This is a genomic window from Parafrankia sp. FMc2 (genome assembly GCF_041008525.1).
In the GTDB taxonomy this organism is placed as follows: domain Bacteria; phylum Actinomycetota; class Actinomycetes; order Frankiales; family Frankiaceae; genus Parafrankia.
Genome location: NZ_JBFLUG010000027.1, coordinates 39,979 through 53,120, shown reverse-complemented (window position 1 = coordinate 53,120; position 13,142 = coordinate 39,979). Strand labels below are relative to the sequence as shown.

Genomic DNA, 13,142 nt, shown 5'->3' with positions numbered 1-13,142 from the left:
GTGCTCGGGAGCGTGACGCGTCCCGAAGCGTCCTCCGGACACCCGGCGGCGGTCGACGGGTTCGTGCTCACCGATGGGCATCCTCGCCGTCGCCGACGAAGTCGAAGAGCCGAATGTCCGGCAGGTAAGGCAACGTCGGTCCGACCAGCCGATGGGTTCCGACACCGATCAGAAAACCGTCCTCGCCGTCGAAGCCCACCTCCTCGAATCCCGCTTCGGCGAACCAGGAACGTATGGAGGGAGTGAGATCAGGTGAACGGCGATGACGCGTCCAGATCACAGTCGCGCCGGGTTCGCACAGTCTGCGCAGCTGCTCGATGGTGTGCCGCACGTCGGCGTCGCCGAGGTTTCCGAACACCCCGCAGACCAGAGCGAGGTGCGCCGGTGCGACGCCCTCGTACATGCCGGTGCCCGAAGCGTCGCCGACCACGACCTCGACCCCGCCCAACCCGGCGGAACGCGCTTCGTGCCCGGCGTCGGCGGCGAGTGCGGGGTCGAGCTCCACCAGTCGGGCCCGCACATCGTCGCGACGTGGATGATCAGCGAGTACGCCGAGAATGTCCCGGCCCTGGCCGGCACACATGCTCAGCACGCGGATCTCTCCCGCTGGCTGCGCGTCCAGCGTCTGCCGGATGCGCCGCTGGACGAGAGCGAGGCGCCGGTGCAGGGACGACCCCGCGACGTCGTACTGCCGGTGCCAGTCGACCCAGTGGCGTTCGGGAGCAGAACCAGAACCCTCCATCTGTGTATCCTTCACCTCGGCCGGTCCAGTACGGGCCTGGGATGCTCATCACCATCGGGGTTCCAGGCCTTCGCAGGGCACTCAGCCACCGATCAGCAGTCGGCTTCCGACCAGCAGACAGTAGAGGTCGACGAGATAGAAGGCCGCCACCCACAGCGCCGCCGGCAGGTGGGTCGACGCGGCCAGCATGTCGGCGTCGGACGATCGGGAGAAGCGCCGGGCCCGCCGCAGAATGCCCAGCGAACGGATGGCTGAGAACAGCAGGAACCAGCTCACCGTGCAGGCGACGAACAGCTGGACCCCCGGGGATCCCCTGGTGCCGACCAGCGCCACGAACGCGAGCATGACGAGGACCACCAGCACACCGAAGCCGTTCTCGACCACCAGCAGCAGACCGACGGTGGCCAGCCCGGCGAGAACCAGCGCCGCGGTGACGTTCCCGGCCGCGAGCAGCCCGGCGCCGCCGACCCCGCACAGCGAGGGGGCCGTGTAGCCGGCCGCGGCGATCACCAGCCGCCCCGGCCCGCGTGGCGGTCCCCAGTAGCGCGTCAGCCCACTCTGGTTCCGTTCGAGCCAGACTGTCACGAACATGCGGTCGAACAGGAACGCCATCAACGCGTGCCCACCCTCGTGTACCGCCGTGTCGAGATGCCCGGTGTGCTTCCACAACGGCCGGGCGCCGACCAGCAGAAGCGCGAACAGCCCGGAGGCGAACCCGGTCGACCACGACGGCGCCAGGTGCACGGCTGTCGCCGCCACCCGCGCCTGGCTGATATCCATGGTGAGACCCCCGTCTCTCCCGGCCATCGTCACGCGCGGCGCCCCTGAACAGAACGTAGTAGGACGGCATCAGCGCCGAACCGGGCGAGAAGACGCGCGTTCATCCCCGGACACACCGGGTCGGGGCGGCGGGCTGAGGCACTCGGCCGCGAGCCTCTCGGAACCGGGGCGGCCTCCGCCGCGTCCAAAGGCCGATGATCCCTTGTGAGAACGAGGAAGAACAGATGCGCGTATTCGCCCGGTCTCCCAGGTACGCCCGCCCCTGTACCTGGAAAGGTCCGCGCGTCCGCGCAGCCGGCGCCGCGATGGCGGCCAGCCTGACGGTGTCGCTCGGCGGTTGTTCCTCGTCGGCGGAATCCGCACCCGCGGTACTTCCGCCCGCGCCGTCGTCACCGCCCGCGCGGTCGTCACCGGCAGCACCTCCGGCCACGCTCCTGTCGCCGGTGAACCCCACATTCCCGGGAGCGGGGGAGCCGTACCGGCTTTACACCCACTGCGGGATCAGCGAGGCACGTCACCGGGAGAGTTACTACGAGCTGGTTCCGCCGCTGCATGACGGCAACGTCAATCCGCCCGCCGGCTGGGGCAATCCCTACCAGCTGGGCACCCTGACGCCGGTGAGCCCGACGCAGGTCGTCTTCACCGACGATGCCGGACACCGCGTCACGTTCACCCTGCGGCTCGGCGCCACCACCTGGAAGCAGCTCTGCGACTGACCGGCTGCCGGCGGGCCGGCACCGGACCGGGACCGGGACCGGGACCGGGACCGGGTTCAGCTTGTCTGCCGACGTCCGCGGCCTGCGAGGGCCTGGTCGAAGAGCTGGAGGTGGCTGTGGGCCGCCCGCTCCCAGGTGTACTCGCGGGAGACCAGCTCCTGGAGGGTCCTGCCGCGCCGTCCGAGCTCGTCCGGGTCGCGCAGCGCCACCCGCAGCCCGGCGGCGAGCGCCTCGGTCGTCGCCGGCACGACCCAGCCGCCCCCGCTGCGCTCGACCTCGTCGAAGCCGCAGCGGTCGGTGAGGAGAACGGGGGTGCCGTTGATGCCGGCCTCCAGGGCGACGATCGACATCGCCTCATGCCGGGACGGCACCGCCAGCAGCGCCGCGCCGCGCAGCAGCTCGGTGCGTGCGGGGCCGCGGACCATCCCGGTGAAACAGACCTGGTCGCCGGCGCCGGCCGCCGCCACCTTCGCGGCGAGGCCGGCCAGCATCCCTTCGTCGGGCCCGGCGATCGCGCAGCGCCACCCGGATCCGGCCGGCACCGCCGACAGGAACGCCTCGACGAGCAGGTCCACTCCCTTGATCCAGTTGAGTCGCCCGAGGAACAGCACATAGCGGCCGCTGGTAAGGCCGTGCCGGGCGAGTGTCTCGCCGCCGGTGTCCTCTTCGTGGTCGGTTGACGAGACCCCGTTGGGTACGACCATCACAGCACGGGGATCCACCCGATGGGCCGCGAAGTCGGCGCGTTCGGCATCGGTGACCGCGACGACTCCCGCGGCCTGCCGGACCAGCCGGCGGCCCACAGCCAGGTCGTAGGAACCCTTCGTCAGCCGGCTGCGCCCTCGGATCGGCAGCGAGCCACAGGGCGAGAAGACGTACGGAATGCCATGGCGGACAGCGGCCCGCGCGGCGATGACGTTGAGAACGGTCCAGTGGTTGAGCAGATGGACGACATCGGCCGCGCGTACCCGTTCGGCGACCATGGCGGGATTCCCGGGAAGGTAGTACCTGCGGTTTCGGCATGGCAGTGCTGTGATGACCGCCGGGGCTGCCGTGTCTCTGTGGTCGGAGGTGAGACCGAGGTCCAGCGTCAGAAGCTCCGAGCTGACGTCGGTGCCGCCCAGACGACCGAATCCTGACGCGAGCTGCAGTCCGCGCTCCCCGATGCCGCCGCCGTGGCGCGCGTCCACAACAGGTACCACCGTCACAATGTGCATGGGGCGGGCCTCCTCGCTGATCTGTGGACCGGCCTGCGGAAAACGGCCATCACTGGACGAGTCGCACAGGTCCCTCCGGAAGGGCCGAGACAGTGCCGGCGACGTTACTCTGCGTGAGTATTGGTCGCTCCGAATGTCACCTCGACGCGCGGAGACGGTCGGGTGCACATGATGTGGTGGGCCGATCGCCTACGGTGATGGAAGGCTGTCGTGTCGCATGACGGTTGCGATGGATGCCGCCGACCCGGCGGACAGGGTACGGTTCACCCGCTTGTGTGGATGGGATCAGTGCGAATGGCGAGAGTCGCTCTGTTCGGGGCAACCGGGTATCTCGGCACGGTGATAGAGGCCGAGCTCCGGCGCGGCGGCCACCACGTCACGCCGTTGCGTGCGGTTCGCCTCCGGGTGCCACCCGGCAACCCTGGCGCACCACACCTCGGCGTACCGCATCCCGGCGTACCGCATCCCGGCGCATCAACCGGGCAGCTCCCTGACCTGGCGACGGTGGAGAAAGCCACCGAGCAGGTCACCGCGTATGTGGCGGATGAGGTTGACGGCGTCGCGCTGGACCTGCTCGACCACGATGTCGCCGTCAACGCGGCCGGCCTGCCCTCGGCCCGGGGGCGGACTCCGGACGAGCTCCACGGAGCGAACGCGGCCTGGCCGCTGCTGCTGGCCCTGGCCTGTGCGGAGGCCGGCGTGCCGCGTCTGGTCCACCTCAGCTCAACCGCCGTCCAGGGCATGGCGCCGGTGCTGGACGAGCGCGACAGCTTCTCCCCGATGGACGCCTACGGCGCGTCCCGCGTCCGAGGCGAGCAGGTGCTGGGCGCGGTACGCGGCCGAGGCGGCCCGCAGATCACCGTCTACCGCATTCCGTCGCTGTACGGGGCGGGCCGGCGTCCCTCGTATCCGCTCGCGTCACTGCCGCGGCGGCTGCCCCTGGTCATGGTGGGCGACGGCAGCCAACCGGTCGCCGCGGCCCACGTCGACGCCGTCGCGGCGGGGGTCGCCACCCTCGTCGGCGCGGCCGACCCGCCGACGGTGGTGACACACCCGGCCGAAGGCCACACCGTGCGTTCGATCTACCAGGCGTTCGAGCCGGGACGTCCTGTTCTGCGGGTTCCGGGCATCGCCGTCCGGGCCGGCATGGACGTGCTCGCCAGGTTCGACGCGAATTCGCGAGCGGCCGTGATCCGCCGCCGGCTCGGGCTTGCCCTCCGCGGCCAGCGCCAGGCCGCCAGCTGGTTGACGGAGAATCCTCCCGCGCTTCCGGTCGATGCGGCGGCCGCGAGGCTGTAGGACAGGCGGGCCGTGACCGGAACCGCGCACCGCGGGTGCCGCCCTCGCTTCGACCGGTCGCTGGCGATGCAAAAATCGTCGTTCATGGTGGTTTCACACAATCGAGTACCGGGTCCGCCGGCCGGACGGCATTCGGTATGACGGTGCTTGTGGTCATCGGGGTCAGCGGCTGCGGCAAGTCCACCCTCGCGTCGGCCGTCGCCGAGCGGCTGGGGCGTCCCTTCCTGGAAGGGGACGATCTGCACCCGCCGGCGAACCGGGCGAAGATGACCGCCGGTTCCGCGCTGACCGACGACGACCGGTGGCCGTGGCTGCGCGCCGTCCGTGACTGGATGGCCACGCGCCCCGACGGGATCGTCGCCTGCTCGGCGCTACGCCGCAGCTACCGCGACCTGCTGCGGACTGCGGGGGACGTCCTGTTCGCGCACGTCGACGTGCCGGAGCCGGAACTGCGCCGGCGACTCGCCGAACGTCGCGGCCACTGGATGCCCGCCACCCTGCTCGACTCGCAGCTGGCCGCGCTCGAACCCCTCGGCCCCGACGAGGGCGTCACCGTCGACGGCCAGCTCCGTCCGGAACGGCTCACCGACCAGCTGGCGACCCTGGTGCGGCCCGGGTAACGTCCCCCGGACCCGCGCCGGCGTCGTGACCGGGGCCTATGCCGCAGGTGGGGACAGGAGTACCGTCCTCACCTGCCCGTCTGGCGCAGGGGTGAGCCAGCGGACGTCGGTATCGGGGGGCTCGTATGTACCGTCCTGCCATCAGTCGCGTCCGCGTCGTCACACGCGCGGTCCTGCTGACATTCATGATCTTCGTATCGCTCGGGCTGGCCGGCTGCGGTGCCTCCGCTGACGACGATGCGACATCGTTGCCGCCATCGGCCGCGGAGTCCGTGGGAGCGGCGGGAGGGGCGGGCGGCGGCAACGCCGGCGCACGGACCGCCGACGGTGATGCGGCAACGACTGCCGCGCCCGCCGCGTCATCCGACGACGGCACAGCGAATCCCTGCGGCATCGTCTCGCAGCCGGAGGCCGAGCAGCTTGCGGGAACACCGCTGGCCGGCGCGGAGGCGGTGGACGAGACCTGCACCTACGTCGCGCCGCCGAACGGTCCGACCGCCCAGGTCGAAGTCCGTGTCGGGCAGACGGCGCAGAACTACTACGCCGCCGAGCGCGACACCGGGCACCAGCTCCAGCCGCTGCCCGGCGTCGGCGACGAGGCCTTCATCGGGGACTACGCCGTCTTCGTCACCAAGGACGGCTTCTCCGTCTCCGTCAACCTGGTACGCAGCAACGACCCCGCGGAGAACCGCGGCCCTCTCGAGGACCTGGCCCGCACCATCGCCGGCCGCCTCTGACTCCGCCGCAGCGCTGGAGCACGGGATAAGGCGCATCTATTCGGCGGGAAACAGCCGCGTGGCTATCGTGGTTCAGCCACGTCGTCAGACGGGGCTGCTGTTTCGCGTGGGGTGGGGGCAGGGAGAAGAAACAGATGAGTCGTCGGACTCACCTCACCGTCCGAATGCCTGATCGCGACCGCCCGCGGCGACGCCACACCGTCACCGGGCTGCTGCTCGCCGCCGGCCTGGCCACGGCAGCGGCCTGTGAACCGGCCCCGGCCGGGCCGGGCGGCAGGTGGAGAGGCTGGGCCGCGGTTCCGTGAGCGTGCGATCGGGCACCGGGAACCTCGTCAGCTGGCGGCTGCTGGCTACCGACCCGCGCGACATCGCCTTCCACGTGTACCGCGGCACCACCCGGCTGACGTCCGCGCCGCTGAGCGCGACGACGAACTACCTTGACGCGGGCGCGGCCGCGGACGCGACCTACACGGTGCGCGACGTCGTGGGCGGCGTCGAACAGCCCGCCGCCGGCCCGGCGGTGCGGCTGGGGCAGGGATACCTCGACGTCCCCCTGCAGGTGCCCCCCGGCGGGCGGATGCCGGACAACGTGTCCTACACCTACACCGCCAACGACGCCAGCGTCGGCGACCTCGACGGTGACGGCGAGTACGAGATCGTCGTGAAGTGGGATCCGTCCAACGCGAAGGACAACTCCCAGGCTGGCTACACCGGCAACGTCTACCTGGATGCGTACGAGCTGTCCGGCGCCCGCCTGTGGCGGATCGACCTGGGGCGCAACATCCGCGCCGGCGCCCACTACACCCAGTTCCAGGTGTACGACTACGACGGTGACGGCGGCGCCGAGGTCGCACTGAAGACCGCGGACGGCACCGTCGACGGGCGCGGCACCGTGATCGGGAACCCGGCGGCGGACCACCGCAACGCCTCCGGCTACGTGCTCGCCGGCCCCGAGTTCCTCACCGTGTTCGACGGCCGGACGGGCGCGGCCCGCAGCACCGTGAGCTACCTCCCCGCCCGCGGGGATGTCGCGAGCTGGGGCGACAGCTACGGCAACCGGGTCGATCGCTTCCTGGCCGCCACCGCCTACCTCGACGGCCGGCAGCCCAGCCTGGTCATGGCCCGCGGCTACTACACCCGGACGGTGCTCGTTGCCTGGAACTTCCGCAACGGTCAGCTGCGACGGGTCTGGACGTTCGACAGCTCCACCGCCGGTTCGGCGTGGGCCGGCCAGGGCAACCACAACCTCTCCGTCGCCGACGTCGACCGGGACGGCCGCGACGAGATCGTCTACGGGTCGATGGCGGTCGACGACAACGGCACCGGCCTGTGGAACACCCGCAACGGGCATGGCGACGCGATGCACGTCGGCGACCTCGACCCGGCCCGTCCCGGCCTGGAGGTCTTCAAGGTCGACGAGGATGCCAGCAAGCCCAGCTCGTGGATGGCGGAGGCGGCGACCGGACGGATCCTGTGGACGACTCCGCCGAACGGGGACAACGGGCGGGGTGTGTCCGGCGACATCTGGGCCGGCAGCCCCGGTGCCGAGTCGTGGTCGGCATCCGGCGGCGACGGGATCCTCGACACCTCCGGCGAGACCCGCCTGCTCACCGCCAGCGGCGTGGTGGCCACCAACGGCACGAAGGCGACGCCGGCGCTGTCCGCAGACCTGTTCGGCGACTGGCGCGAGGAGGTGATCTGGCCGACGACGGACAGCTCGGCGCTGCGCATCTACGCGACACCGCACGTCACCGACCGGCGCATCGTCACGCTGATGCACGATCCGCAGTACCGGGTGGCCGTGGCCTGGCAGAACACCGCCTACAACCAGCCGCCGCACCCCTCGTTCCTCCTGGGCGCCGCGATGCCCGCCGCGCCCTGGCCGGACGTCCACACACCCCGGTAGGCGTCGCCGCACCGCGGTAGGCGTCGCCGCACACTGCGGGTGGGCGTCGGCCGCCGGGGTCAGGACGCGACGGGGGCCGACGCCCGGCGAAGCAGGTCCAGGAGCGTCTCCACCGGCTGCGCGCCGGAGACACCGTAGGTGCGGTCGACGGCGTAGAACGGCACGCCGCGGATGCCGAGGGCGCGGGCCTGCTCGAGGTCGGCCCGGACGTCCTCGGCGTACGCGCCGCCGTCGAGGGCCTCGCGGGTCGCGTCGGCCGGAAGCCCGACCTCGGCGGCGAGCCGGACGAGGGTGTCCGGGTCGTCGACGGCGGCGCCGTCCACCAGGGCGGCGCGCAGCAGCCGGTCCTGGGCGGCGTCGGCGAGTCCGCGGGTGGCCGCGAAGTGGATGAGACGGTGCGCGTCGAGGGTGTTGGCGGTGACGGCCAGGTCGAGGCGGTAGGCCAGGCCTTCCTCGGCGGCCAGCGCGGTCACCCGGTCGTTCATCGCCGTGGCCTCCGCCGGGCTGACGCCGTACTTGCTCGCCAGCATCTGCGAGGTCGGGAGGTTCTCACCGCGCCGCTGTGTGGGATCGAGCTGGAAGCTGCGCCAGACCACCTCGACCTCGCCCGCGTGCTCGTACGAGGCGAGCGCCTTCTCCAGCCGCCGCTTGCCGATATAGCACCACGGGCAGACGACGTCCGACCACACTTCGACCTTCACGGTGCATCGCCTTTCCTCGCCCTGGACAGTCAGCGGCGCCAACAACATCGCCACTTGGACAATTCCGCCGGGCCGGGCAACCGATCACGGTCACGAAGCGACTTGACCGCGGGAGGGGACCCGATTCGACGGAGAGCTCAACACATGTCGTTGACACAAGCGGTCCGCAGGTCGGTGCTGGTGGCCGTCGCCGTCGCCGTCGCCGCGATCGGTGGTGGCTGCGCCCCCGTCGGCTCCGGCGGGGGAGGGGGCACGGGCACAACCCCGCCGGCCTCGCCCTCGGCGCCGCCGGCCTCGCCGTCGCAGCCGCCTGCCGGCCCGACCGGCAACCCGACCGGCAACCCGACCGGCACCCCGCCCGCCTCGCCGACGGTCCGTCCGACGACGCCGTCGTCCTCGCCCACCGCGGCGGGCACTCCGACGCCCACGCGGACCGCGGGTCCGGCCGGGCCGGTGTCCGGCGCCTGCGGGCGGGCGGCAGGGGCCGCGCCGGCAACGCGGATCACCGAGGTGAGCCTGGGATCGCCGGTGGTCAGCTTCGCGCGGCAGGGCGACACCGACCCGCTGCCGGCCGCGATCGCCGCGGCGCCGGGCGGGTCGTGGCTGGCCTGGCTCGGCACCGACGCGAAGGTCCGCCTGGGCCGGCTCGACTGCGCCGACCAGCTGGTCGGCACCCCCGTCGCGCTCGACGCCGTCGACCTGCAGGACGTCCGGGCCGACGCGGACGGGGTGGTGGTCCTGCTGACCCGTCCCGGCCCGCAGGGCAGCGGCCAGCTGTGCGGCGGGACGTCCAGCCCGACCAGGACGATGTGGATGGTCCGCCTGGACAACACCGGCCGGCAGGTCTGGGAACGCCAGGTCACCAACCTGAGCGCCAGCCGGGGCGGCTACGACCCCGGCGCCCTGTTCGTCTGGTGGTACAACCACCACGGCACCCTGTCCTTCGACGGCACCAACTACGCCGCCTACTTCGAGGCCGCGATCACCGTGGCGAACGGCGCCTGCGTCGACATCCACGAGGGCGACCGGATGCAGGTCGTCAACGCCACCACCGGCGCCCTGGTCTCCGGGCACGACAGCTTCGAGTGGGGCTGCAGCCACGCCTGGGACTCCCACCTTGTCTGGGACGACCGCACCGGCCACTTCGCGATGGTCTGCGCGACGGACAACAACTGCCGCATCGCCCGGCCCGACACCCGCCAGACCGTCGTCGCCGGAGTCTGCGACGGGACGCTGTTCGGCGGCAACATCGTGCTGGCCGGCGACGTGGGCTACTGGACGGCCTGGAGCAACGGCAACCAGGTGCGGCTGGAGCACTTCTCCACGGGCGCGTCCGACCGGACGGTGGTGACCGCCGCCCGCAGCCAGCACTCGCACCTGGTCACCTACGGGGCGGGGAGGATGCTGCTCACCTGGCGGTCCGGCTCCTCGACCGCCGCCCAGGTCTTCGACGCCACCACCGGCACCACCGTGGGTGGCCAGTTCACGATCGCGGTGCCGGATCACACCTACGTGGAGGCCAAGGACTATGCCGACGGCAGCGTGGCCTTCCCCGCCGCGGGCGCGTCAGCGACATCCCTGCGGATCGTCCGGATCCTGCCGCTGAGCTGAGCTGATCGGATCTCCGCGCAAACCCTGACATCGCGGGAGGGTGGCCGCACGGCGCGTCAATCGCGGACGACCGGGCGGCCCATCTCGCTGCCGAGCGTGGCGCCGCGTCGCAGAAAGTGGCCCGCCCTGTCGGGTACGCGACGCTCGTCGCGTTTCGGCTACTCAGGTGCCTGATCGCATTGCCCCATCCGCATACTGGCCGTCTGGAAGCGTGTGCAAGGCTAAGGGCCACTCGGATCTGATCGCCGGTGCCAGGTCTTTCACCGGATGCCGGATAGTGGGCAGGAGAACTGATGAAACGGATCGCCGAATTCGCTGTCCGGCGCCGATGGCTGGTCGTCGTTGGCTGGATCGCCTTCATCGTCGCGGCGCAGGGTATCGCCAGCGCGATGGGCGGAGCCTCGTACCGTGACACCTTCAGCCTGCCGGACACCGAGACCGCGTCCGTGGCCGACCTGCTCGAGGGCGCCGGCCTGAACAACCAGAACGGCGCCACGGGCACCGTCGTGCTCAAGAACCGGGACGGGGCGTTCACCGAGGCTCCCGAGGGGTTGGAATCGGCGCTTACCGGGGTATGTGACTCGGGTAACCATGTGGCGCTTATCACATCTCCGTGGGCGTCGATTGATTGCGCAAACAACGGTGCCGCGGCGCCGGGGAACCCGCAGCTGCTCAACAGCGCGCGCGGCTCCACCACGGCGCTGGTGAGCATCACCTGGGAGAGCGACCACTACGACATCGAGCTGTTCACGAACGTCTACGACCAGCTGGTTGAACTGCGTAGTGACGACCTTCAGGTCGAGTTCACCGGAAACGCCTTCACCGGCATCGGGCAGAGCGAGGGATCGGGCCTGTCGGTCCTCATCGGCTTCGGTGCCGCGCTCGTCATCCTGGCGCTGGTGTTCCGCACCGTGGCGGCCACCGTCCTGCCGTTGGCCACCGCGCTTGTCGCGCTCATCAGCGGCCTCGGCGCGATCTACATCCTCAGTCACGCCATCAACGTCTCCAACATCACCCCGTACCTGGCCGAACTGATGGTGATCGGTGTCGGCGTGGACTACGCGCTGTTCATCGTCACGCGGCACCGCCGCAACCTGCGGCGTGGCATGCCCGTTTCGGAGTCGATCGTGAACGCGATCAACACCTCCGGCCGGGCCGTGCTGTTCGCCGGCACGACCGTGTGCATCGCGATCCTCGGCCTCATCGCGCTCGGGGTGAGCTTCTTCAACGGCATGGCGGTGGCGACCGCGCTCGCGGTCGGCCTCACCATGATCGCCTCGCTCACCCTGCTGCCGGCCCTGCTCAGCCTGTTCGGCCTGAAGGTGCTGCCGCGCCGGCAGCGGGCCGCGGTGCGGGCCGGCGAGTACATCGGCGACCAGCAGGTCGGGGGATGGGCCCGCTGGTCGAACTTCGTCGCCCGGCAGCGCATCGGCGTCGCGGTCGTCTCGGGCGTGATCATGATCGCGATCGGCCTGCCGATCTTCGTTCTGCAGCTCGGTGCCAGCGACCAGGGCAGCGACCCGAAGAGCGCCACCACCCGCGCCGGCTACGACCTGATCTCCGACGATTTCGGGGTCGGCTACAACTCCGCGCTGGAAGCAGTCGTGAGCGGCCCGGGCGCCCAGGACGAGGGCTACCTGCAGCGCGTGTCCGACACGCTGTCCGACACCCCGGGCATCGACCCGGCCAGCGTGGCGCCCGTGCCGTTGGCGGAGAACGTCGCCTTCGTGACGTTCAAGACGACTACGTCACCGCAGTCGGAGAAGACCTACGAACTCGTGCGGCACCTGCGGTCGTCCGTGCTGCCCCCGTTGTATGAGGGGACGCCGAACCAGATCTACGCCTACGGCGAGACGGCGATCAACGTCGACTTCGCCAGCGTGCTCGCCCGGAAGATGCCGCTGTTCATCGCGGTCGTCGTCGGCCTGTCGTTCGTCCTGCTGCTCATCGCGTTCCGCAGCCTGGTGATCCCGCTGACCGCCGCGGTGATGAACCTGCTGGCGGCGGCCGGTTCGTTCGGCCTGTCGGTGGTGATTTTCCAGTGGGGCTGGCTCTCCGAGCCCCTGGGCGCCGGGCCGGGTGGTCCGCTCGACGCCTGGATGCCGGTCATGCTGTTCGCCATCCTGTTCGGCCTGTCCATGGACTACCAGGTCTTCCTGGTCAGCCGTATGCACGAGGAATGGATCCACACCCGCGACAACAAGCGGTCGGTGACGGTCGGCCAGGCTGAGACCGGCGGCATCATCACCGCCGCCGCGATCATCATGATCGCCGTCTTCCTCGGGTTCGTGATCAGCCCCGGCCGTGCGATCAAGATATTCGGTACCGGGCTCGCCGCCGCCGTGTTCCTCGACGCGTTCGTGCTGCGGACCATGCTCGTGCCGTCAGTGATGCACCTGGTCGGAAAGTCGAACTGGTACCTGCCGAAGTGGCTGGACCGCATCATCCCGCACGTCTCGGTCGAACCGGCCGAGGAGCCCGTCACCCACGGCGCCGTTCCCGCCCAGAGCACGGGCACCGCGCCGGCCACGGCCGCCACGGCCGCCACGCCGGACGCGGAAACCACGCAGGAGACATCAACCACGCCGGACGCGGAAACCACGCAGGAGACATCAACCACGCCGGACGGGGCGACCGCGTCGGACGAGAACCCCGGCCCCTCCGACGACGGCCAGCCCGGCCAGGACCGGGAGACGGCCCGCTCCTGAGAACCACACCGGGGCGGCCAGACGGTGCCGATCACCGCCTGGCCGCCCCGATCACCGGGCCTGATGCACCACCAGAGCTCCGCTCGATGCACCCGCGCCGCGGGC

The 13,142-nt window shown here is 71.0% G+C and carries 11 protein-coding genes and 1 pseudogene; 7 read left to right on the top strand and 5 right to left on the bottom strand.

Translation table 11 applies throughout. From position 1 onward, the window contains the following. Positions 1 to 67: 67 nt before the first annotated feature. Positions 68 to 742: a class I SAM-dependent methyltransferase family protein gene (locus tag AB1460_RS12455; protein ID WP_368961233.1), complete on the bottom strand. Its 675-nt coding sequence runs from the start codon at positions 740 to 742 to the stop codon at positions 68 to 70. 81 nt (positions 743 to 823) lie between these two features. After that, positions 824 to 1,522, bottom strand: a complete 699-nt coding sequence (locus AB1460_RS12450) for a M50 family metallopeptidase (RefSeq protein ID WP_368961231.1) — start codon at positions 1,520 to 1,522, stop codon at positions 824 to 826. 443 nt (positions 1,523 to 1,965) lie between these two features. Here AB1460_RS12450 and AB1460_RS12445 point away from each other — a divergent pair, with 443 nt between their 5' ends. Next, the gene (locus AB1460_RS12445; protein ID WP_368961229.1) at positions 1,966 to 2,238 is read left to right on the top strand and encodes a hypothetical protein; all 273 of its coding nucleotides are present in this window, start codon (positions 1,966 to 1,968) and stop codon (positions 2,236 to 2,238) included. A 56-nt stretch (positions 2,239 to 2,294) separates the two neighbouring features. Here the strand turns inward: AB1460_RS12445 and AB1460_RS12440 are convergent, their stop codons facing one another. Continuing rightward, positions 2,295 to 3,455 carry a glycosyltransferase gene (locus tag AB1460_RS12440; RefSeq protein WP_368961228.1) on the bottom strand — a complete coding sequence of 387 codons (1,161 nt, stop codon included), beginning with the start codon at positions 3,453 to 3,455 and terminating at the stop codon, positions 2,295 to 2,297. Positions 3,456 to 3,749: 294 nt separating this feature from the next. On the opposite strand from AB1460_RS12440, the gene AB1460_RS12435 reads away from it, so the two are divergent. The 4 genes and pseudogenes from AB1460_RS12435 to AB1460_RS12420 all read left to right on the top strand — a co-directional run. After that, the gene (locus AB1460_RS12435; protein ID WP_368961227.1) at positions 3,750 to 4,754 is read left to right on the top strand and encodes an NAD-dependent epimerase/dehydratase family protein; all 1,005 of its coding nucleotides are present in this window, start codon (positions 3,750 to 3,752) and stop codon (positions 4,752 to 4,754) included. Positions 4,755 to 4,891: 137 nt separating this feature from the next. Continuing rightward, positions 4,892 to 5,374 carry a gluconokinase gene (locus AB1460_RS12430; RefSeq protein WP_368961226.1) on the top strand — a complete coding sequence of 161 codons (483 nt, stop codon included), beginning with the start codon at positions 4,892 to 4,894 and terminating at the stop codon, positions 5,372 to 5,374. Positions 5,375 to 5,559: 185 nt separating this feature from the next. After that, entirely contained in the window at positions 5,560 to 6,111 is a 552-nt protein-coding gene (locus AB1460_RS12425; protein ID WP_368961225.1) for a DUF3558 domain-containing protein, read from the top strand. Between the two features lie 256 nt (positions 6,112 to 6,367). Further along, a pseudogene (locus AB1460_RS12420) lies at positions 6,368 to 8,017 on the top strand (rhamnogalacturonan lyase); the annotation flags it as partial. A 59-nt stretch (positions 8,018 to 8,076) separates the two neighbouring features. Here AB1460_RS12420 and AB1460_RS12415 read toward each other — a convergent pair. Together AB1460_RS12415 and AB1460_RS12410 are read right to left on the bottom strand one after the other, a co-directional pair. Continuing rightward, entirely contained in the window at positions 8,077 to 8,718 is a 642-nt protein-coding gene (locus tag AB1460_RS12415) for a DsbA family oxidoreductase (RefSeq protein WP_368961222.1), read from the bottom strand. A gap of 137 nt (positions 8,719 to 8,855) precedes the next feature. Next, complete coding sequence (locus AB1460_RS12410; RefSeq protein WP_368961221.1) at positions 8,856 to 9,224, bottom strand: hypothetical protein; 369 nt, start codon at positions 9,222 to 9,224, stop codon at positions 8,856 to 8,858. A 4-nt stretch (positions 9,225 to 9,228) separates the two neighbouring features. On the opposite strand from AB1460_RS12410, the gene AB1460_RS12405 reads away from it, so the two are divergent. Next, the gene (locus AB1460_RS12405) at positions 9,229 to 10,329 is read left to right on the top strand and encodes a hypothetical protein (RefSeq protein WP_368961220.1); all 1,101 of its coding nucleotides are present in this window, start codon (positions 9,229 to 9,231) and stop codon (positions 10,327 to 10,329) included. Between the two features lie 293 nt (positions 10,330 to 10,622). Beyond that, positions 10,623 to 13,037: an MMPL family transporter gene (locus AB1460_RS12400; RefSeq protein ID WP_368961218.1), complete on the top strand. Its 2,415-nt coding sequence runs from the start codon at positions 10,623 to 10,625 to the stop codon at positions 13,035 to 13,037. Positions 13,038 to 13,142: the final 105 nt, after the last annotated feature.